The sequence below is a fragment of the Pseudoduganella lutea genome (assembly GCF_004209755.1).
Lineage (GTDB): Bacteria > Pseudomonadota > Gammaproteobacteria > Burkholderiales > Burkholderiaceae_D > Rugamonas > Rugamonas lutea.
This window is the reverse complement of sequence record NZ_CP035913.1, coordinates 298,508-320,230: the sequence shown is the minus strand read 5'-3', so window position 1 is coordinate 320,230 and position 21,723 is coordinate 298,508. Positions and strand designations below refer to the sequence as shown.

The 21,723-nt window shown below is 67.3% G+C and carries 18 protein-coding genes; 12 read left to right on the top strand and 6 right to left on the bottom strand.

Features of this window, described 5'->3' with window-relative positions; translation table 11 throughout:
• Positions 1-64: 64 nt before the first annotated feature.
• Positions 65-1,447 (bottom strand): MFS transporter, encoded by a 1,383-nt coding sequence (locus EWM63_RS01325; RefSeq protein WP_130184938.1) that lies wholly within the window; start codon positions 1,445-1,447, stop codon positions 65-67.
• Positions 1,448-1,771: 324 nt separating this feature from the next.
• Here EWM63_RS01325 and andAc point away from each other — a divergent pair, with 324 nt between their 5' ends.
• Genes andAc through EWM63_RS01305 form a run of 4 tightly spaced genes read left to right on the top strand, consistent with a single transcriptional unit; the run spans position 1,772 to position 5,100 of the window.
• A complete protein-coding gene (gene andAc, locus EWM63_RS01320; protein WP_130184937.1) occupies positions 1,772-3,055 on the top strand; it encodes an anthranilate 1,2-dioxygenase large subunit AndAc in 1,284 nt (427 codons plus the stop codon).
• Between the two features lies 1 nt (position 3,056).
• Positions 3,057-3,593: an anthranilate 1,2-dioxygenase small subunit AndAd gene (gene andAd, locus EWM63_RS01315; RefSeq protein WP_130184936.1), complete on the top strand. Its 537-nt coding sequence runs from the start codon at positions 3,057-3,059 to the stop codon at positions 3,591-3,593.
• Positions 3,544-3,873, top strand: a complete 330-nt coding sequence (gene andAb / locus EWM63_RS01310) for an anthranilate 1,2-dioxygenase ferredoxin subunit AndAb (protein ID WP_130184935.1) — start codon at positions 3,544-3,546, stop codon at positions 3,871-3,873. Before andAd ends, andAb begins: the two co-directional genes overlap by 50 nt.
• Before the next feature lie 9 nt (positions 3,874-3,882).
• Complete coding sequence (locus EWM63_RS01305) at positions 3,883-5,100, top strand: NAD(P)/FAD-dependent oxidoreductase (RefSeq protein ID WP_130184934.1); 1,218 nt, start codon at positions 3,883-3,885, stop codon at positions 5,098-5,100.
• A gap of 24 nt (positions 5,101-5,124) precedes the next feature.
• Here the strand turns inward: EWM63_RS01305 and EWM63_RS01300 are convergent, their stop codons facing one another.
• The 5 genes from EWM63_RS01300 to EWM63_RS01280 form a co-directional block, all read right to left on the bottom strand.
• Positions 5,125-6,111: an AraC family transcriptional regulator gene (locus EWM63_RS01300; RefSeq protein ID WP_130184933.1), complete on the bottom strand. Its 987-nt coding sequence runs from the start codon at positions 6,109-6,111 to the stop codon at positions 5,125-5,127.
• Positions 6,112-6,300: 189 nt separating this feature from the next.
• Positions 6,301-7,131, bottom strand: coding sequence for a 3-oxoadipate enol-lactonase (gene pcaD / locus EWM63_RS01295; RefSeq protein WP_130184932.1), 831 nt, complete (start codon positions 7,129-7,131; stop codon positions 6,301-6,303).
• 9 nt (positions 7,132-7,140) lie between these two features.
• Complete coding sequence (gene catA / locus EWM63_RS01290) at positions 7,141-8,061, bottom strand: catechol 1,2-dioxygenase (protein ID WP_130184931.1); 921 nt, start codon at positions 8,059-8,061, stop codon at positions 7,141-7,143.
• 125 nt (positions 8,062-8,186) lie between these two features.
• A complete protein-coding gene (gene catC, locus EWM63_RS01285; protein WP_130184930.1) occupies positions 8,187-8,477 on the bottom strand; it encodes a muconolactone Delta-isomerase in 291 nt (96 codons plus the stop codon).
• Positions 8,478-8,494: 17 nt separating this feature from the next.
• Positions 8,495-9,604, bottom strand: a complete 1,110-nt coding sequence (locus tag EWM63_RS01280) for a muconate/chloromuconate family cycloisomerase (protein WP_130184929.1) — start codon at positions 9,602-9,604, stop codon at positions 8,495-8,497.
• 101 nt (positions 9,605-9,705) lie between these two features.
• On the opposite strand from EWM63_RS01280, the gene EWM63_RS01275 reads away from it, so the two are divergent.
• The 8 genes from EWM63_RS01275 to EWM63_RS01240 all read left to right on the top strand — a co-directional run bounded on the left by EWM63_RS01275 (position 9,706) and on the right by EWM63_RS01240 (position 21,717).
• On the top strand, positions 9,706-10,626 hold the full coding sequence (locus EWM63_RS01275) for a LysR family transcriptional regulator (RefSeq protein WP_130184928.1): 921 nt from the start codon (positions 9,706-9,708) through the stop codon (positions 10,624-10,626).
• A 297-nt stretch (positions 10,627-10,923) separates the two neighbouring features.
• A complete protein-coding gene (locus tag EWM63_RS01270; protein ID WP_130184927.1) occupies positions 10,924-12,954 on the top strand; it encodes a phosphocholine-specific phospholipase C in 2,031 nt (676 codons plus the stop codon).
• A 103-nt stretch (positions 12,955-13,057) separates the two neighbouring features.
• A complete protein-coding gene (locus EWM63_RS01265; protein ID WP_130184926.1) occupies positions 13,058-14,236 on the top strand; it encodes a LacI family DNA-binding transcriptional regulator in 1,179 nt (392 codons plus the stop codon).
• 2 nt (positions 14,237-14,238) lie between these two features.
• Positions 14,239-15,186 (top strand): ABC transporter permease, encoded by a 948-nt coding sequence (locus EWM63_RS01260; RefSeq protein WP_130184925.1) that lies wholly within the window; start codon positions 14,239-14,241, stop codon positions 15,184-15,186.
• 8 nt (positions 15,187-15,194) lie between these two features.
• Positions 15,195-16,142: a carbohydrate ABC transporter permease gene (locus tag EWM63_RS01255; RefSeq protein WP_229487667.1), complete on the top strand. Its 948-nt coding sequence runs from the start codon at positions 15,195-15,197 to the stop codon at positions 16,140-16,142.
• Positions 16,143-16,165: 23 nt separating this feature from the next.
• Positions 16,166-17,935, top strand: coding sequence for a type 2 periplasmic-binding domain-containing protein (locus tag EWM63_RS01250; protein WP_165390712.1), 1,770 nt, complete (start codon positions 16,166-16,168; stop codon positions 17,933-17,935).
• 20 nt (positions 17,936-17,955) lie between these two features.
• Positions 17,956-19,188, top strand: coding sequence for a glycoside hydrolase family 88 protein (locus EWM63_RS01245; protein ID WP_207221215.1), 1,233 nt, complete (start codon positions 17,956-17,958; stop codon positions 19,186-19,188).
• 93 nt (positions 19,189-19,281) lie between these two features.
• Positions 19,282-21,717 carry a TonB-dependent receptor gene (locus EWM63_RS01240; RefSeq protein WP_130184923.1) on the top strand — a complete coding sequence of 812 codons (2,436 nt, stop codon included), beginning with the start codon at positions 19,282-19,284 and terminating at the stop codon, positions 21,715-21,717.
• Positions 21,718-21,723 lie beyond the last annotated feature (6 nt).

Below are 21,723 nucleotides of genomic sequence, written 5' to 3'. Positions count from 1 at the left end.
GTCTGGAATTGGACATTGTGCCAATTCCAGACCTGCAGTGCAAGCCGGTTGCCAGCCGGTCAGCTCACTGCGCCCTGGCGCCCACGCCCGCCGGCATTGCGCCCGCCGCTGCTTCCGCTCCAGTGCCACCGGCCGCCGTATCGGCCATGGCCGAGCGCCGGTTGTCGATCAGCGAGACAGTGACGGCGGCCAGCAGCGAGGGCAGGGCGATGGCCACGAAGTTGTATTGGAGCGGCAGTTCCATGCCCACGAGCAGGCCGATGACGATCGGCGCGGAGATGGCACCGATGCGTGCGAAGCCCAGCATGAACCCCACGCCGGTGGAACGGATCGCCATCGGATAATACTGGCCGCAATAGGCGCAGATGACGATCTGCGTGCCGATCGTCGTGGCGCCCGCCAGGGCGACGACGATGTACAGCGCTTCCGTCGGCAGCTTGAAGCCGAGCAGCGTGATCGCCACGGCGGCCAGCAGGTACATGCCGACCAACACGCGCTTGATGGGCAGCCGGTCGGCCAGCGCGCCGCCGCCGATCGCGCCGACGATGGCGCCGGCATTGAGCACGAGGACGAACGTCAGCGCGGAGCCGAGACCGTAGCCGGCGCTGGCCATCAGCTTCGTCAGCCAGGAACTGAGCGCATAGACCATGAACAGCGTCATGAAGCACGTCAGCCAGAACATCATCGTGCTCATGCCGCGGCCCTGCGCGAACAGCGCGCTGAGCGGGGCGCTGCCGCGGGCGCTGCCCGGCAGCTCCAGCTGGTCGCCGGCTTGCGGCACGTACGCGGGTTCCATGCGCGCCGCGATGGCCTGCAGTTCGGCGGTGCGGCCCCGCTTGGCGAGGAAGGCCATCGATTCCGGCAGCGACGCCAGCAGGAACGGCAGCATCAGCACGGGCGCGGCGGCCGCCAGGAACACGGATTGCCAGCCATAGCTCTCGATCAGGCCCTTGCCCAGCAGCGCGGCCAGCATGCCGCCCACCGAATAGCCGCTGAACATCAGCGTGACCATCGTGGCGCGGATGCGTTTCGGCGAGTACTCCGTCATGTGCGCGATCACGTTGGGCATCACGCCGCCGATGCCGAGCCCCGCGAGGAACCGGGCGATGCTGAAGGTGACCGGATCATTCGCCAGACCGGCGGCCGCGGTGAAAACGCTGAAGAGCACCACGCATAGCGTGATCGCCCATCGCCGGCCGATGCGGTCGGCGATGGTCCCGAGCAGCACGTTCCCGAACATCATGCCGAACAGCGCCGAACTCACCATGAACCCGGCGCTGGTGGCGTCCACGCCCATCTCCTTCATGATCGACGGCAGGGCGATGCCCGACACGGCAAGGTCGTAGCCGTCGCAGATGATGATGACGCTGCACCATAGCAGCACGCCCAGGTGGAATTTGTTGAACCGGGCATTGTCGGCCAGGCCGTTCAGATCGATATGTCGCATGCTTGTCCCGTTGATTGTCATGGCCGTCTAAGCCTGTTTTTGCATGGATAACCCCGCCATCGCGTCGATGCCCGGAACCCGCGGCGGGTGCTGTGTTTGCACGGCAATCCTACCGAAGCGCGGACGCCGTGACTATCCATATCTGGCCGCATGTGCCGGTGTTTTTGGTCGTTTCTGGCAGGTGCCGGTGCGTTTCGGCCATTCCTTCCTGCACCGCGCTGAAACGGATGATCTTTCGCCGTCCGCATGCAGGAACCGGATAGTTCGGCCCATCGCCGCTCGCTAGACTGCGTTCACATTGTGTAACCAGGAACGGAGATGACGATGGCTGAAACCCTCACCACCGACAGCGGCACCCACGCCGCGGATCGGGATGTATTCTTCCCCCAGCCGGACGGCTCACGGGTGCCCTATGCGGTATTCAGCTCGCAGGAAGTGTATGACAGGGAGCAGGAGCGGATCTACCGCGGCCCGCACTGGAGCTTCGTGGCCCTGGCCTGCGAGATCCCGAACCTGAACGACTTCAAGAGCACGTTCGTGGGCGACACCCCGGTCGTGGTCACGCGCACCGCCGACGGCTTTGCCTGCTGGGTCAACCGCTGCGCCCACCGCGGCGCGATCGTCTGCCGGGAGAAACACGGCAACGCCGCATCGCACACCTGCGTGTACCACCAGTGGAACTACAGCTGCGAAGGCGACCTGCAGGGCGTGCCGTTCCGCCGCGGGCAAAAGCAGGGCGACATCATGCTGGTCGGCATGGCCAAGGCCTTCGATCCCGCGCAGCACGGCCTGCGCAAGCTGCGGGTCGCCGAGTACAAGGGCCTGCTGTTCGCCACCTTCAGCGACGACACGCCCGACATCGAGGACTACCTGGGCCCGCAGATGCTGCCGTGGGTGGACCGCCTGTTCCACAAGCCGATCGTGTACCTGGGCTGCACGAGGCAATACTCGAAGTCGAACTGGAAGCTGTACTTCGAGAACGTCAAGGACCCGTACCACGCCAGCCTGCTGCACCTGTTCCACACCACGTTCAACATCTTCCGCGTGGGCATGAGCGCGCGGTCGATCCCGGACGCCACGCACGGCCTGCACAGCCTGATCACGGTAACGAAGCCGAGCGTGGAAACCAATACCGCGTCGGCCTACACGGACCAGAAGATCCGTTCGATGCAGGACGGCTTCGCGCTGGAAGATCCCTACGTGCTGGGGCAGATTCCGGAGTACGAGGAAAACTGCACGAACCAGATCCAGCCCATCTTCCCGCAGCTCGTGATCCAGCAGATCCACAACACGCTGGTGGCGCGCCAGCTGCTGCCCAAGGGGCCGTCGAACTTCGAGCTCGTATTCCACTTCTTCGGCTACGAGGACGACACGCCGGAACTGCGCGAGCTGCGCCTGCTGCAGGCGAACCTGGTCGGGCCGGCGGGCTACATCTCGATGGAAGACACGGAAGCGACCGAGCTGGTACAGCGCGGCACCGCGCGTGACGGCGACAAGACGTCGTTCATGGGCATGGGCCTCGATGCACCGGACCAGACGAACAGCAACATCACGGAAAACCTGATCCGCCGGTTCTGGGCGGGCTACCAACGCACGATGGGGTATTGAGATGACGGATCAACTGCGCTTGTGGCTGGAGGTATGCCAGCTGCAGAACAACTATGTCCACGCGATCGACAGCGGCCGCCTGGAAGACTGGCCCCGCTTCTTCACCGAGGATGGCGTCTACACGATCATCTCGAAGGAAAACGAGGACCGCGGCCTGCCCGCGCCGATCATCCACTGCCGCAACCAGCGCATGATGCGCGACCGGGTCATGGCACTGCGGCACGCCAGCATCTACGAGGCGCACAGCTACCGGCATGCGCTCGGCGGCATCGTCATCGAATCGGCCACCGACGACGAGGTCCATGCCGTCTCGAGCTATATCGTCGTCAACACCGGCGCGGCCGGCGAATCCGTCGTGTACCAGGCCGGTGTCTACCGGGACCGGCTCGTCAAACAGCAGGGCAACTGGCTGTTCCGTGAAAAACGCGTCGTGTACGACACGTCGCGCGTCCAGACCCTTCTGGCCACCCGATCTAGGAGACGCACCGATGAGCAACTGGCACGATGTGGGCGTTCCCACGGATTTCAGCGAAGATGAACCGCGCGCCGTGATGGCGGCGGGCGAGCCGGTCGCCGTCTTCCGGCTGGGCGACGAGCTGTTCGCACTGCACGACCTGTGCACCCATGAGCGGGTACCGCTGTCCGAAGGCTTCATCGAGGACGGCTGCATCGAATGCCCGCTGCACCAGGGCCTCTTCGATATCCGCACGGGCGCGCCGCGCAAGGCGCCGTGCACGGTGCCCGTGCGCACGTATCCGATCCGGATCGCCGACGGGCGCGTGGAAGTCGATGTCGCCGGCGCCGAGGCGCTGGCCTGAGGAGCGGCGATGAACGGCACCATGGAAACGATCGTCGTGATCGGCGGCGGCCAGGCGGGCGCCTGGGCCGCGCGGACATTGCGGGACAGGGGGCACGCCGGCAGGATCGTGCTGGTCGGCGCCGAGCCGCACCTGCCCTACGAACGCCCGCCGCTGTCGAAGGCGATCCTGCTGGGCGAGGCGCTTCCCGAGTCGGCGCGGCTGCTGTCGATGCACGACATCGACAGGTTGCGCATCGAGTGGATCGGTGGCGTGGCGGCGCGGCGCATCGACCGCGAACGCCGCACCGTCGAACTCGACAACGATGCGCTGGTCCCTTACGACAAGCTCATTCTCTGCACCGGCGGCGTCGCCCGGCCGCTGCCGCACGATGGGGCAGGCCATGTCCACCTGCTGCGCACGCTGGACGATGCCGCCCGGCTTGCGTCGATGCTGCGGCCCGGCATGCGCCTCGCGGTGATCGGCGGCGGCTGGATCGGGTTGGAAGTGGCCGCCAGCGCCGTCAGCAAGGGCGCCAGCGTCACGCTCGTGGAGGCGGCCGCGCGGCTGTGCGAGCGCAGCGTCACGCCGGCGATGTCCACGATCCTGCGCGACCTGCACCTGCGGCACGGCGTGGACGTGCGCCTCGGCACATCGCTGGACCGGCTGGACTGGCGCGATGACGGCAGCGCCACGCTGCACCTGGGTGACGGCACCGCGATCGCGGCCGACGCGGTGGTGGCGGGCATCGGCCTCGTGCCGAACGACGGCGTGGCCCGCGCCGCCGGCCTCGCATGCGATGGCGGCGTGATCGTCGACGCGGCGTGCCGCACCAGCGACCCGCGCATCTTTGCGGCCGGCGACGTGGCCGTGGCGCCCAACAGCTGGTACGGGCGGCCGCTGCGGCTCGAATCGTGGCAGAACGCGCAGGAGCAGGGCATCGCCGCCGCCGAATCCGCACTCGGGCTGCCGGTCCAGTACGATCCGCTGCCGTGGTTCTGGTCCCACCAGTTCGACCGGCACATCCAGCTCGTTGGTGTGCCGGGCGGGTACCACAGCGAGGTGGTACGCGGGGACGCGGCCGGTGGCGAAGGCCTGCTGTGCTACCTGCGCGATGGGCGCATGGTCGCAGCCATCGGCATCAACGCCGCCCGCGACCTGCGCTTTGCGCAGCGGCTGATCCAGCGCGGCACCCCTGTCGATGCGGAGGCGCTGGGCGATCCGTCGGTACCGATGGCGAAGCTGTGACCATGGGCGGCCCGCCGCGACCGGTCAGTTGCGGCGGCATGCGCGCTGCGTCTGCCGCGGCAGCTCCTGGAAGCGCGCTTCGTAGTAGGCGGAGAACCGGCCCAGGTGCCCGAAGCCGAAGTTCATGGCCGTCTCGGTGACGGACGCATGGGGATCGACGCGCAGCCGGCTGTGCACCGCGTCGAGCCGCCGGTTGCGCACCACTTCCATCGGCGTCATACCGAAATGCCGCTGGCACAGCGCATTGACGGTGCGGATGCCCAGGCCCGTCGCCAGGGTCAGGTCCTGCAATGAGATCGGGCCACCCAGGTGCTGGTCGATATAGCCGACCAGCGCATCGATCGCGCCTCGTCCGGCGTTGCCATCCGCGCAGTGCCCCGGCGCGATGGCTGGCGCGGTCGCGCCTTCCTGCGCCGGCTCGTGCAGCACGATGAACGCGGCGATCGTCTGTTCCAGGTGGGAAGTCCACTGCCGCCGGGGTGATGCCTGGTCGGCACTGGCCAGTGTCGTCTGCACCAGCAGCTTCCATTGTTCATCGAGCGCCGGCGGCAGCAGGAAGCCCGGTTCGGGTGCCACCGTGCCAATGCCTGCGTTGTTCGCGGCCGCGACCAGCAGCCGGCGCGGCACCTTGACGATCATCTGCCGGTTGCGCGGGCTCCACCGCAGCTGCACATTCTTCCTTGGCGCGAGCACGGCGCTGCGGCCCTCGCGGATCCACAGCTTCCTGCCGTCGCAATCGATTTCCATGCCGCCGTGCAGCGAGGTGTGGACCAGCACGAAATCGTCGAAGGGATGGGCCCGCACTTCGACTTCCGGGCCGTAACGCAGCATGTACACGCTGATGTCGTCGAGCGCCGACTTGTGCATCGCCGCGTCGGGCGTGCCGGCACGCCAGTGCAGCGTGTGTTCGGCGAACTCGCTTGCCACCAGGTCGTGGGCCTCTGCCCTGGTATCCGAGCGGAACAGGGGTTTGCTGTAGAGCGCCGCCAGCGCCTTGTCGTGGAACGCCATCTTGTCTCCTGGCTTGCGAAGCTGGGTGAAGGTAGGACTTTGAAACAGGTACGACACACTCAGCAAATAGCGTGCCGACTCCTTCGGAGCGTTGTTGTTTTGTTTATTCAGTATAGCCCGTTGTTGCGGCAGGACCGGGCCCTGGCGGCAGGAGGCCGCACCATGGCAACACGGTGCGCCGACGATCATTCATGGTGCGCCAACTGCCAGCGATGGTGCGAGGGTTGTGTCCACTGCCCGCGCGCCATGGAGGAAGTCGCGTACCAGGGCCGTGAAAGCGGCGTCGGCTTCGATATTGGAGATGTGCGACGCGGGCAGCGTGGCGAGCACGGCGCCCGGTATCTGCTGGCAGAGCCATGCGCCATCGGCAACCGTGGTCACGGGGTCGTGCTCGCCGGCGACGACGAGCGTCGGCACGCGGATATCGGCGGCCTGCGTGCGCAGGTCCGCCACGGCCAGCGCTTCGCAGCACGCCGCATAGCCTCGCGGGTCCTGTCCGCGCAGGGCGGCCGTGAGGCGGGCCACCGTGGCGGGTTCCCGCGCGGTGAAGCCGGGCGTAAACCACCGTGCCGCCGCACCCTCCGCAACAGCGGCCAGGCCCTCGGCGCGCACGAGGTCCGCGCGTGCCCGCCACCCCTCGGGGGTGCCGATGCGGGCCGCCGTGTTGGCCAGCACGAGATGCGTCAGGCGCGGGGCCGCATGGATGCCGAGCCACTGACCGACCATGCCGCCCATCGAGATGCCGCAGAAGGCGGCACGTTCGATGCGCAGGTGGTCGAGCAGCGCCAGCACGTCGCGGCCGAGGCGGGCGATGTCCGGCGGGGCGTCGCCGGCCGTGGACGACCCGTGCCCGCGCGTATCGTGGCGCACCACGAAATGGTCCGACGCCAGCGCGGCGGCCTGCGCATCCCACATCGACAGGTCCGTTCCCAGCGAATTGCACAGCGCCACGCAGGGATTGGCGGGGTTGCCGTCGACGCGGTAATGCAGCCGGGCGTCATCCAGGTCCAGGAAAGGCATGCGCGCCTCTCAGGCCGCGGCGCGCGGGCGATCGACTTCGCTGGCCGGCGCCGCCGCGCTATCGCGCTGCAGGTGGAAATCGAAGTCGATCGATGCGAAGGGCTTGTCGAGCCGCTGCGCGTCGATGCGGGCCGGATCGGTGACGCGCGTGATCGGCGGCACCAGGCCTTCGCGCGTCGCGAACGCGAAATCGTCCCACAGGTAGTCGTCACCCTCGATGTTGATCTGCGTGGTCAGCTTGCGGTGGCCGGAGGCGCTGATGAAGAAGTGGATGTGCGCGGGGCGCTGGCCGTGGCGGCCCAGCAGGTCGAGCAGCTGCTGCGTGGTGCCGTCCGGCGGGCAGCCGTAGCCGACCGGGATGATGGACTGGAAGCGGTAGCGGCCCTGGTCGTCCGCGACGATCGTGCGGCGCAGGTTGAAGTCGGACTGCGTACGGTCGAAGAAAGAGTAATTGCCCAGCAGGTTCGCATGCCAGACTTCGACCTTCGCGCCGGGCATCGGCTTGCCGTCGTCGTCGAACACGGTGCCCTGCATGACGAGCGTTTCGGCGCGGTCGCTCTCGGTGCCGTCGTCCAGCCGCGCGAAGCCCACGCTTTCCGGCGCGCCCGCCACGTACAGCGGCCCCTCGATGGTGCGCGGCGTGCCGCCTTCCAGGCCCGCCTTTGCTTCCGCTTCCTCGGCGCGCAGGTCGAGGAAGTGTTCCAGGCCCAGGCCCGCCGCCAGCAGGCCCAGTTCGTTCGCCGCACCCGCGGCCGACATATATGACACGCCGCTCCAGAATTCGCTCGGCGTGACGTCGAGATCCTCGATGGCTTTGCACAGGTCGCCCAGCAGGCGCACCACGACCTGCTGCACGCGCGGATTGGCGGGGCGGTCGGCGGCTTGCACGACCCACTGGTTGACGAGGGTTTCGATTGCTGCGTGATTCATGGTTGTCTCCTTTGGTCTTGCGCTTTTGTGGGTAATGCCATTCATACACCCAAAGCAGAGGCTGGGGTCAGACCGCCGGGTCTGACCCCGGGTTCTGCCTTTGGGTTTTACTTGAACGGCACTGGCTACGAATCGTTGTCGCGGATCGACGAAGGGTGCCGGCACAGCGGCATCACGTCGACCTGCATATAGGGGAACAGCGGCAGGGACGTGAGCAGCGCGTGCAGTTCATCCACGCTGTCGACATCGAACACGCTGATGTTGGCGTATTGGCCCGCGATGCGCCACAGGTGGCGCCATTTTCCCTGGTCCTGCAGGCGCTGCGCCAGCGCCTTCTCATCGGCCTTTAGTTGCGTGGCCTGGTCGGCCGGCATTGCGGCCGGCAGGTTGACGTTCATGCGCACATGGAACAGCATGTCATTTCTCCTTGTCGTCAATGACGGCGCAGTGACTGCAGCCTGTCGGTATCGATCTCCACGCCCAGGCCCGGGCCCGTGGGCACCTGCAGCTGGAAATCGCGGTAGACGAGCGGTTCGCGCAGCACTTCCTGCGTCAGCAGCAGGGGGCCGAACAGTTCGGTGCCCCACGCCAGTTCGGGGAACGTGGCGCACACGTGGGCCGTGGCGGCGGTGCCGATGCCGCCTTCGAGCATGGTGCCGCCATACAGGCCGATGCCGGCGAGGCGCGCCACCGTCGCCACTTCCAGCGCCGCCAGCAGGCCGCCGGACTGCGTAATCTTCACGGCATACACGCCGGCGGCATCGTTGCGGGCCAGCGCCATCGCGTCGTGCGGGCCATGCAGCGCCTCGTCCGCCATGATCGCCACGTCGAAGCGCTTCGTCAGCCGCGCCAGCGCGGCGCCGTCATGGGCCTTGACGGGTTGCTCGACGAGGTCGATGCCGCCCGCTTCCAGTGCCGCGATCGCGCGCACCGCGTCCGTCTCGTTCCACGCCTGGTTGACGTCCACGCGCACGCTGGCCCGGTCGCCGAGGGCGCGCTTGATCGCCAGCACGTGATCGACGTCCGCCATCGGTTCACGCAGGCCGATCTTCAGCTTGAAGATGTTGTGGCGGCGCAGCTCGAGCATCTGCTCGGCTTCATCGATATCGCGGGCCGTGTCGCCGCTCGCCAGCGTCCAGGCGACGGGCAGGGCGTCGCGCACGCGCCCGCCCAGCAGTTCCGACAGCGGCACGCCCAGGCGGCGCGCCTGTGCATCGAGCAGGGCGGTTTCGATGGCGCACTTGGCGAAGCGGTTGCCCTGGACCGCCTTGCGCAGCTTGGCCATCGCCTTCGCCACTCCGTCCGCCGCCATGCCCACGAGCAGGGGCGCCATGTAGGTGTCGATATTGGTCTTGATGCTCTCCGGGCTTTCCTCGCCGTAGCTCAGGCCACCGATGGTGGTGGCCTCGCCCCAGCCCACGATGCCGTCGCCGCAGCGGATGCGCACGAGCACCAGCGTCTGCGTGTGCATCGTGGCGACGGACAGCTTGTGCGGCCGGATGGTCGGCACGTCCGCCAGTATCGTCTCGATCGATTCAATCATATGTATTCCGTATCTTGAGCAGCGTTGGGGATACGATATTCCCCGCGAGCCACGCAGTCCAACACCGAATTGGTATCATCAAGATACTTTGGAGGTATCAAATGGAATTAAGGCACCTGCGTTACTTCGTCGCCCTGGCCGAGGAGCGCAATTACCGCCGCGCGGCCGAGCGCCTGCACATCGCCCAGCCGCCGCTGAGCCGCCAGATCCAGCAGCTCGAGGAAATGCTGGAGGTGGCGCTCGTCGAGAAAGGCTCGCGTCCGCTGCTGCTGACCGAGGCGGGTGCATTTTTCCTCGTGCACGCCCGGCAGGTGCTCGACCAGGTGCGCGACCTGCAAACGATGACGCAGCGCGTCGGCAAGCTGGAACGCCGGCTGTCGGTCGGCTTCGTCGCCTCCACCCTGTATGGCGAACTGCCCGACATCATGCGGCGTTACCGGGCGCTGTATCCGCAGGTGGAGGTGACACTGCACGAGATGACGACGGTGGAACAGCTGGCGGCGCTGAAGGAGGGGCGCATCGACGTGGGCTTCGGCCGCCTCAAGAGCGAGGATCCCAGCATCCGCCGCATCGTGCTGCGCGAGGAACCGCTGGTGGTGGCGCTGCCGCCGGATCATCGCTTTTCAAGGCGCGAAGAGCGCCTGCGCCTCACGGAACTGGCGCACGACACGCTGCTCGTCTATCCGAAAGCCCCGCGACCGAGTTTCGCCGACCAGGTGCTGTCGATCTTCGCCCAGGCGAACGTGACGCCGGCGGCCGTGGTCGAAGTGCGCGAGCTGCAGATCGCGATGGGGCTCGTGGCGGCGGGCCAAGGCATCGCGATCGTGCCGGAAAGCGTGCAGGCGATGCACCACCGCAACGTGGTGTACCGCCGCCTCGCGGACCAGCACGTGCTGTCGCCGATCCTGTTCAGCGTCCGCAACGGCGACCGGTCGCCCGAGCTGGAAAACCTGCTGGCGGCCACCTATGCCATCTATGACGAGCTGGGCATCGAGTATGCGGCGGAACGCCTGGCCGGGTGACGAGGGTTGCTCCGGGCGGCCGACGGTCGCCGGATAGCCGTACCGGCAATCTGTCGCCGCCGGTCCCGGCCCGCCGTTCTGTCGTGTTCCGGTAACAAAGCGGATTTATCATCGCGCGGCGAGAAACGCCTGGTGGATGCGCGCCATGTACCTGGCCGCAACGTCGCGTCAGGATTTCGTTGCACGTAACGTAGTGCCATGTTAACGTTAACGCTAATAGCTGCCGATGCCCGCGTTCGATAACATCCGCGGTCGCCACTGCCGCCGCGCCAGCCACCCAACCGTCACGGAGGATGCATGACCCGACTTTCCCGCCGCCGCTTCCTGGGCACCACGGCCGCCGCCGGCGTGCTCGGCGCCATGCCGCCGCTGCTGCGCGAAGCGCTGGCCGTGCCGGCACGCCGCGCCGCCGGCACGCTCGACGACGTGCGCCACGTCGTCATCCTGATGCAGGAAAACCGCTCGTTCGACCATTATTTCGGCACGCTGGCCGGCGTGCGCGGCTTCGGCGACCGCATGACGATCCCCGTGCGCAACGGCCGCACCGTCTGGCAGCAGCACAATGGCCGGCGCATCGTCATGCCGTACCGGCTCGACGCGGGCACCGGCAATGCCCAGCCGGCGCTGGACTTGCCGCACACGTGGCCCGATGCGCAGGCGGCGTGGAGCGACGGCCGCATCGATGCGTGGCCGCGCGCGAAGACCGATGCTGCGATGGCGTACTACGCCCGTGCCGACCTGCCGATCCAGTTCGCGCTGGCCGAGGCGTTCACGCTGTGCGATGCCTACCACTGCTCGCTGCAGGGCGGCACGAATCCGAACCGGCTGTTCCTGATGACCGGCACCAACGACCCCTCGGGCCGGCACGGCGGCCCGGCGATCGACAACCGCATGGAAGGCTTCGGGCCGCCCGAGCAGGGTTTTACGTGGACCACGTATGCCGAGCGGCTGGAAAAGGCCGGCGTCAGCTGGAAGGTCTACACGGACATGGCGGACAACTACGACTGCAACATGCTGACGACGTTCCGCAGTTTCCGCGAGGCCCACGCCGCGCGACCGAACCCGCTGGCGGACAAGGGTGTCAGCAGCACGCTGGGCAATGCCACGCTGGACGGCCTGCGGGAGGATGTGGTGAACGGCCGCCTGCCGCAGGTGAGCTGGGTGATTTCCCCGCGCCTGTATTCGGAGCACCCCGGGCCGTCAACGCCGGTGCAGGGTGGCGCCTACACGCTGCAGGTGCTCGAGGCGCTGCTGGCCGATCCGGAAGTGTGGAGCGGCACCGTGTTCCTGCTGATGTACGACGAGAACGATGCGTTCTTCGACCATGTGCCGCCGCCGGCGCCGCCGGCGCTGCTGGGCGACGGCAGTCGGTCGGGCAGGTCCACCGTCGATTTCGCGGACGAATGCCATCGCGACGGCTTCCTGTATGGCCTGGGGCCGCGCGTGCCGATGGTCGTCATGTCGCCATGGAGCAAGGGCGGCTGGGTGAACTCGCAGGTGTTCGACCACACGTCCGTGCTGCGATTCCTGGAGCGCCGCTTCGGCGTCGTCGAGCCGAACATCAGCGCCTGGCGCCGGGCCGTCTGCGGCGACCTCACGAGCTGCTTCGACTTTGCCTCGCCGGATGCCGCCACGCCGCGCCTGCCCGCCTATGGCATGGCGCAGGCCGACGCCGAGCGGGCGCGCCAGCGGGCCACGCCCGCCATCGACGTGCCGGCCGAACGTGCGCAGTCCGCACCGCGCCAGGAGCCGGGCACGCGGCCGTCGCGCGCACTGCCGTACAAGCTTGAAGCGCGGCTGGAAGCCCCGGCCGGGCCGGGCGGCGATGGCGTCGTGCTCACCTTCGTCAACAGCGGCACGGCCGGCGCCGTGTTCCATGTCTACGACCGGCTGCGCCTGGGCCGCGTGCCGCGCCGCTATACGGTGGAAGCGGGCAGGGAGCTTGTCGACCGGCTGACTGCCCCTGCCGGCGAGCGAGGCGTCGCGCCCGGTGCTTATGACCTGTGGATCCTCGGGCCGAACGGTTTCCATCGCAGCCTGCGCGGCAGCGGCGCGCCGGGTATCGCCGTGCGTGCCGTCACGGAAGGCAACCGGCTCGTGCTCGAGCTGCACGGCCGCGGCGAAGGCGTGCACGAGGCAACGGTGACGCTGCTGGCCTATGGCGACCCGGCGCCGCGCCGGCTGCGCGTGGCCGCGGGCGGCACCGAACACATCGCGCTGCCCGGACCCTGGTATGACGCCCAGGTGGAATGCGACGGCGCCGTGTGGCGTTTCGCGGGCCGCATCGAGACCGGTTTCGACGGTACCAGCGACCCGGCACTGGCGTGAGATGACTTCCCTGTCAAAATAAATCCGATGCAAAAATAACTTCCTATGCCGGATTGAAAATGGTAACGTTAACGTTATCAACCTCGGACACGATGCAGACCCCATGAAAAATCCTCCCGTAACCCTGATCACGATCGCCGAGAAGGCGGGCGTCTCGGTCATGACCGTGTCCCGCGCGCTGAACGACGAAGGCTCGGTTGCCGCAAAGACCCGCGCAAAGGTGCGGGCGATCGCGGCGGAACTGGGCTATTCGCCCAACCTGTCGGCCAAGATGATGAAGGGCAGCCGCACCAACGTGATCGGCATCCTCGTCAACGACCTGCAGTCGGCCGTGATCAACGAGATCATCGGCGCCGTCAGCGTCGCCGTGCGCAAGCTCGAGATGGACCTGGTGATCTACAACTCGATCGGCGACACGGACAATGCACCGAGCCGCGGCCTGGGCCACATGCTGCAGGGCCTGTGCGACGGCCTGCTGCTGATCCTGCCCCGCATCAGCGACACGCAGCTGCGCCAGCTGGAGCAGCGCGGGCTGCCCGTGGTGCTGGTCAATTACTGGCGGCCGACGGACTTGCCCGTCGTCCGCGGCGGCAACAGCGACGCGGCCGCCGCGGCCACGCGCCACCTGCTGCAGCTGGGGCACCGCCGCATCGGTTTCATCACCGGTTCGGCGTTCACCGGCCAGAGCCAGGAGCGCCAGCACGGCTATGAATCCGCACTGCGCGGCGCCGGCATCGAGGTGGATCCGAAGCTGATCGCGGCGGGCGACTTCGGGCGGCGTTCCGGCTACGAGGCGGCATCCGCGCTGCTGACGGCGGAAAACGCGCCGACGGCGATCTTCGCGGCCAACGACGAGATGGCGTTCGGCGCCATCGACGCCGTGCGCGCCTGCGGCCTGCGGATGCCGCAGGATGTTTCCGTGATCGGCTTCGACGATATTCCCGCGGCGGCCCACGTGCACCCGGCGCTGACGACCGTGCGCCAGCCGCTGGCCGCCATCAGCGACGCGGCCGTGCGCGAACTGCTGCTGCGCATCGCGGGCAGTGGCGGCGAACAGCAGCGTGTCGAGTTCCCGTCCGAGCTGGTGCTGCGCGATTCCACCGCCAGGGCACCGGCACGCGCCGATGCCGCGCCCGCGCCGAAGCGCGCCACCGCGCCACGGCGCACCGGCGCCGCCGCCGTAAAGCCCGCACCTATGAAGGCGGCAACCGTGAAGCCGGCAACCGTGAAGCCGGTAGCCGGTGCGGCCGCCAGCCGCAAGCGCCCGGCAGGGAAGGCCTGAGCATGACCGCCCCAGCCACCCCGACCACCCGCCCGCCGGCCCCGTACCTGCGCCGCCTCGGCCGCGACCTGGCGCGTAACCGCGTCGCTTACCTGATGCTGCTGCCGGTCGTGGCGTACTTCGCCATCTTCCACTACGTGCCGATGTACGGCACGCTGATCGCGTTCAAGGATTTCAATCCGGCCGCCGGCATCGCCGGCAGCGAGTGGGTCGGGCTCGAGTGGTTCAGCCAGTTCTTCAACGGCCTGTTCGTGGAACGGCTGATCGTCAACACGCTGCTGCTGAACATCTACGACGTGCTGTTCGGCTTTCCCGCCCCGATCATCCTGGCGTTGCTGCTGAACGAGCTGACGAGCGAGCGGTTCCGCCGCCTCGTGCAGACCATCACCTACCTGCCGCACTTCATTTCCGTCGTCGTCGTGGCGGGCATGCTGCTCGACTTCGCCGCGCGCGACGGCATCCTCACGCAGATGGCCGTGGCGCTCGGCGGCACGCCCGATCCGCTGATCAACGACCCGTCCTGGTTCCGCACGCTGTTCGTCGGTTCCGAGATCTGGCAGAGCGTGGGGTGGGGCTCGATCATCTACCTGGCCACGCTGTCCGCCATCAATCCCTCGCTCTACGAAGCGGCCCGCATCGATGGCGCGAACCGTTGGCAGCGCATGGTCCACGTCACGCTGCCCGGCCTGCTGCCGATCGTCAGCACGCTGCTGGTGCTGCGGCTCGGCCAGCTGATGACGGTGGGCTTTGAAAAAGTGATCCTGCTGTACAACCCGGGCACGTATGAAACGGCGGACGTGATCTCCACGTACGTGTACCGGCACGGGATCCTCGATGCGAACTACAGCTATGCGGCCGCCGTCGGCCTGTGCAATTCCGCGGTGGCGCTGCTGCTGCTCGCGGCCGCCAACCGCCTCAGCCGCAAGCTGACCGGCAACAGCATCTGGTAGGAGACGCCATGCAAACCCCCACGATCTCCGATATGGCCGCGCTGCCGCCTTCACGCCTGCGCCTGGGCCTGCGCGCCTGGCGCCCCCGCCAGGGCTGGGCCGGCGCCGCGTTCGACACGGCCAATGTCACCGTGCTGTCGCTGCTGTGTTTCATCACCTTCTACCCGTTCTGGTATGTGCTGATCGCCTCGCTCAGCGATCCGCTGGCGCTGGCGTCGCACCAGGGCCTGATGCTGCTGCCGCAAGGCCTGTCGTTCGAGGCATTCGAGCGCGTGTGGCAGAACCCGATGGTGCGCAGCGGCTTTTTCAATACGCTCGTCATCGTGGTGGGCGGCACGGGGTTGAACCTCGTGCTCACGTGCTGCGGCGCGTATGCACTGTCGCGGCGCCGCCTGATGCTGGAAAAGCCCGTGATGCTGATGATCATCTTCACGATGTTCTTCACCGGCGGCCTGGTGCCGAACTACCTGCTTGTGCGCGACCTGGGCCTGCTGGACAGCCGCTGGGCCGTGATCCTGCCGTTTGCCGTCAGCGCCTGGAACCTCATCATCCTGCGTTCGGCGTTCAACGCAGTGCCGAAGGACTACGAGGAAGCGGCCCGCATCGACGGCGCCGGCGACCTCACCATCCTCACGCAGGTCTACGTGCCGCTGTGCATGCCCACGCTGGCCGTGGTGGCCATGTTCTACGCGGTGGCGCACTGGAACGGCTACTTCTATTCGATGATCTACCTGTCCGACCGCGAGCTGTTCCCGCTGCAGCTGGTGCTGCGCGAGATCCTCGTGTCGAGCAGCACGGATTCGATGATGACAGGCGAGGCGGCGGGCCGCGAGGCGCTCAGCACCACGATCAAGTACGCCACCGTGATCGTGGCCACGCTGCCGGTGCTGGCCGTCTACCCGTTCCTGCAGCGCTTCTTCGCCAAGGGCGTGCTGGTGGGAGGGATCAAGGAATGAAACGCATTTTTTCGAATCCAGGAATGTTAACGTTACCTAAGGCATTGTTGACTGCGTTGCTGTCCATGCCGATCGCGGCGATGGCCGTATCCGACGCACCGGCCCTGCCGATCGTGCCGAATGTGCATGCTCCGTTGACGCTGACGTGGTTCGTCAACTTCAACGCCAAGGCCGCCGTGTCGATGAACAGCTATGCCGAGCAGACGGCCTACCAGGTGCTGGCCGAGCGCACCGGCATCCGCGTGCGCTTCGATCACCCGCCGCTCGGCGCGGAAAAGGAGCGCTTCAACCTGCTGGCCGTCTCCGGCAAGTACCCGGACGTCATCGAGGCCGACTGGTTCGGCTATCCGGGCGGTTCCGAGAAGGCCCTGCGCGACGGCGTGATCATCCCGCTCAATGACCTGATCCGCCGCCATGCGCCGAACTTCCAGGCGCTGCTCGATGCCAACCCCGAAGTGTTCCGGCAGGTGTCCACGGCCGACGGCCGCATCTACGCGTTCCCGATGCTGCGGCTGGACCCGGAAGTGCGCAATGTCTGGGGCCCGCAGATCCGCGCCGACTGGCTGGCGAAGCTGGGCCTGGCCGCGCCGGAAAGCATCGACGACTGGTACCGGGTGCTGAAGGCCTTCCGCACGCGCGACCCGAACGGCAACGGCAAGGTCGACGAAATCCCGTTCTCCGTGCTGACGATCAATGGCGACCGCGCCGTGCCAGGGCTGCCTGCTCCGATGTGGGTCTTCCTCGGCGGTTTCGGCCTGGCCCCGGAATTCTTCCGCAAGGATGGCCAGGTGCGCTACAGCCCCGCCGAGCCGGCCTACCGTGAATTCCTCGCCACGATGCGCCGCTGGTATGCGGAAGGGTTGATCGACCCGGACTACGTGTCGCAGACCGAGCGCCAGTTCGATGCGCGCATGACCAACAACCTGGTCGGCGCGTATGCCGGGTTCAATGGCGGCGGGCTGGCCCGCTTCACCAGCATGAACCGGCAGCGCTTCCCGGGCTTTCGCCTCGTGGCCGTGCCGTATCCCAGCGGCCCGGGCAGCGGCGGCCGGCATTACCTGACGTGGCCCGAAGCGGGTCAGCTCTATTCCGGCCTGGGCGCCGCCGTGAGCAGCCAGAACCGCCACGTGGTGGAGACGGTCCGCTACCTCGACTACGGCTATTCGAAGGAGGGCGGCAGGGTGCTGTCCTATGGCCGCGAAGGGCTCAGCTACACGATGGTGGACGGCCGGCCGCGCTACACGGACCGGGTGATGCGCCACCCGAAGCTGTCGGTGGCCGAGGCGATCTACGTGCATGCCCGCGTGCAGAGCGCGCCGCTGGTGCAGGACGCGAACTACCTGCAGCAGTTTTACACGATGCCCGAGCAGCGCGAGGCCGTGGCCATCTGGGCCGGCGCATCGCCGGACCTGCTGCTGCCCGCGCTGGAAGTCGACCCGGCGGACTCGCGCAAGTTCAACGCGATCATGAGCGACCTGAAGCTCTACATCGCCGAGATGACGACGCGCTTCATCACGGGCCGCGAGCCGATGGAAAACTTCGACCTGTACATCAAGCGGCTCGAGCAGGCCGGCGTGCGGCGGGCGACCGGCTATATGCAGAAGGCGTACGACCGCTACCAGTCGAAATCCCCGCGGGCGTGCCCGCGCCCACGTCAAGCAAACCCGATACCGCGCAACCCTGACGAGGACGACATGCCCCGACATTTCCACCACGTGCCCACGCACCGGGCCATGCACCACATACGTTCGACCAGAAATGTGAACGTTAACGCCGCCATGCCGGTCCGCTGATCCACTTACCAAAGACAACCATGACGTCATCCATTTCTCTCTTATCCGCGGCCGCCATGGCCAGCGCGGGGTCGGACAACGCACCAGCCCAGGTGCCAGCCACTGCGTTCGATAATGCGCTCGATACTGCGCTCGAGCTGGCGCTCGGCCAGCTGGCTGCCAACGTCCGGCGCTTCACCGAGTGCTTCCCGGACGACACCACCACGGGCAACCACTACACGCTGCGCCAGTTCGATGGCCATCCGCCGGGCGTGAACGCCGGCTGGACCAGCGGCTTCTGGACCGGCATGCTGTGGACCGCCTACGAACTGACGGGCGCCACGGCATTCCGCCAGGCCGCGGCAAGCCAGTTGCCCAGTTTCGCGTGGCGGCTGGCGAAGCGTGTCCAGATCGATCACCACGACCTGGGCTTCCTGTACACGCTGTCGGCGATTGCCGCGTGGCGCATCACGGGCGATCCTGAAGCACGCCGCATCGCGCTGCAGGCGGCCGACTGCCTGATGCAACGCTACCTGCCAGGCGCCGGCATCATCCAGGCATGGGGCGACCTCGACGACCCGGCCCAGCGCGGCCGGATCATCATCGACTGCCTGATGAACCTCCCGCTGCTGCACTGGGCCAGCGCGCAGAGCGGCGACAACCGCTATCGCGACGCCGCGCTGTCGCACGCGAGGCAGTCCCGCAAGTACCTGGTGCGGCCCGACCATTCCAGCTTCCACACGTATCACTTCGATCCGGTATCCGGGGAAGCGCTGGGCGGCAGCACGGCCCAGGGGGCGTCCGACGATTCGTGCTGGGCGCGGGGCCAGGCGTGGGGTATCTACGGCTTTGCCCTGAACCACCGGCACGCGCCGGACCTGGGGCTGCTCGACATCGCCTGCGCCCAGGCCGATTACTTCCTGGCCCGGCTGCCGGAGCATGGCATCGCCTGCTGGGACCTGGCCTACGGCGACGGCAGCGGCGAGCCATGGGACAGCTCGGCCTCCGCCATCGCCGCCTGCGGGCTGCTCGAGATCTGCGGCCAGCTGCCCGACGGCGAGGCGCGCGCACGCTACCAGGCCGCGGCGCTGCACCTGCTAGGCAGCCTGGCCCGGCGCTGCGCCGCACGCCAGCCCGGCAGCGACGCGCTGCTGCTGCACGGCGTGTACAGCAAGCCGCACGGGCAGGGCATCGACGAGGCGAACCTGTGGGGCGACTTCTTCTATCTGGAAGGCCTGGCCAGGGTAACGCGCGGCTGGACCAGCTACTGGTAAGGAGAAGGCGGAGGAGACAAACAAGGCAAGGCACGCGAATCGGCTTACATCACAAGCAGTCAATAAAACAGGCAGTTCTCATCAGGAGAAAACATGATTACGCATTTCAGCAACCAATCCACCAGCCCGCGCCTGCGGCCCATCGCCGCCGCCATCGCGCTGGCTACCCTGGGCGCCGTGCCCGCCCAGGCGCAGGCGCAGCAAGATCAACCGGCGCAGCAAGCGCAACAAGCGGACAGCGCCAAGCTCGAACAGGTGGTGGTCACCGCCAACAAGCGGGCGCAGAACCTGCAGGACGTGCCGGCGGCCATTTCGGTCATCAACGACGCCACGCTGCAGCGCGCCAACGTGCGCGACATCGACGACCTGCCGTCGCTGTCGCCCGCGCTGACGATCTCGTATGGCTCGCAACCCGGCAACAACAGCATCAACATGCGCGGCATCGGCACGTTCTCGCTGGGGATCGGCACGGAGTCGGACGTGGCCGTGATCGTCGACGATATCCCGATGGGCATGCAGGCCGGCGCCTTCAAGGACATGACGGACATCTTCCGCGTGGAAGTGCTGAAAGGCCCGCAAAGCACGCTGTTCGGCAAGTCGTCGATCGCCGGCGCACTCAACATCACGACCAAGCCGATCGCCGGCACGCGCAAGGCGAGCACCAGCTTCCTGCTGACGGACGACAAGGAATGGCGCGCGACCGCCAGCGTTTCCGGCCCCGTGACCGACACCCTGCGCGGCCGCGTCACCGTCAGCAAGACGGGCTTCGGTGGCGTCGTGGACAACCTGTACGACGGCTCGAAGCTCAATGGCAGCCGCGGCGAGACCATCATGGGCAAGTTCGAGTGGAATCCGACGGACCAGTTCCAGGCCGTGTTCTCGCCGCACTACAATCGCACGAACCGCAACTGCTGCGTGAATCCCTACACGTCGATCACGCCGGGCGGGTATTACCAGAACGTGCCGCAACTGCCGGCCTCCGTGCTCAATGCCGGCGTGCCGATCGGGCCGGGCAACACGGTCGTCAGCAACGATTACCCGGCCGGCGGCAAGTTCCGCGATGCCGGTGCCGGCCTGCGCCTGAACTGGCAGTTCGGTGACGACTCGGTGCTGGCGGGGCACAACCTCACGTCGATCACGTCGTTCAGCAATTACCACATGGATGACTTCCAGGATGGCGACGGTACCAGTTACGACATCCTCACCTACCTGCCGGTCAATGGCCGGCCGTCGGGGCTGACCGGTGGCCTGTACAGCTTCGGCACGTTCGACGTGAAGTCGATCACGCAGGAAGTGCGCCTGACGTCGCCCGACAGCGGACGGTTCCGCTACGTGGCAGGCCTCTGGTATGGCCGCAACATGCTGAACCGCCTGCTGGTGCGGGCCCCGGTGAGCAGCTACGTCACCGCCTATGAGGCGCAGGCGTGGAACACCAACTATTCGCTGTTCGGCCAGGGCAGCTTCGCCATCACGGACAAGACGAGCCTCATCGCGGGCCTGCGGCTGAACCGCGAGGATTCCGGCTACGGCTTCACGCGCTACACGCCGCCACCGGCCGCCCGCGTGCCCACCGAGTTCTACACGGATGACCACTCGGACAATGCGGTGACCGGCAAGGTGGGCCTCGAGCACCATGTCGGCCGCGATGCAATGGCCTACGCCACGTTCTCGACCGGCTACAAGGGCGTGGCCTACGACCTCACGAGCGGCTTCAACGCGGCCGTGGCGCGCAAGCAGCCCGTCGATCCGGAAAAGGCCAAGAACTTCGAGCTCGGCCTGAAGACGACGTTGCTGGACAACCGCGCCACGCTCGACATCGCACTGTTCAACACGAACTTCCGCGGTTTCCAGCAGGCGGCCGGCTTCACGGACGACGACAACGTCTTCCGCACCACGCTGCACAGCATCGGCGGCCTGCGCACGCGCGGCCTGGAAGTGGACGGCACGCTGCGCGTGAGCCGCGCGCTGCTGCTGAACGGCAGCTTCGCGTGGACGCAGGCCACGATCACCGAGTTCGAGAACGGGCCATGCCACTGGGTGCTCAACGCGGCGGGCACCGGCGCCATCGTGGGCGGCAACTGCGCGCCGAATCCGAAGTACGCGAACAGCAATGTGCAGAACCTGGCCGGCGCCACGCTGCCGAACGCGCCGAAGATCAAGGTAAACCTGGGCGGGCAGTACGACCTGCCGCTGCGCGAAGCCGGCTTCGACCTGTTCTTCACGGGCGCGTACCGCTGGCAGAGCCGCACGCAGTTCGCGCTGAACCAGGACCCGATGACGGTGCAGGGCGGCTACGGCATCGCCAACATCGGCTTCGGCATGAAGGACAAGCGCGACCGCTACAAGCTGTCGTTCTTCGTCAACAACCTGTTCGACAAGACGTATGCGATCGGCCTGGGTAACTCCGTGGCCACGGGCACCTGGAGCGCCCGGGCACCGAACCCGGTGGCGGTCGTGAGCACCACGTCGTGGCTGCCGCCGCGCGACTACACCCGTTACTTCGGTGCCCGGCTGGACCTGAACTTCTGACGATCC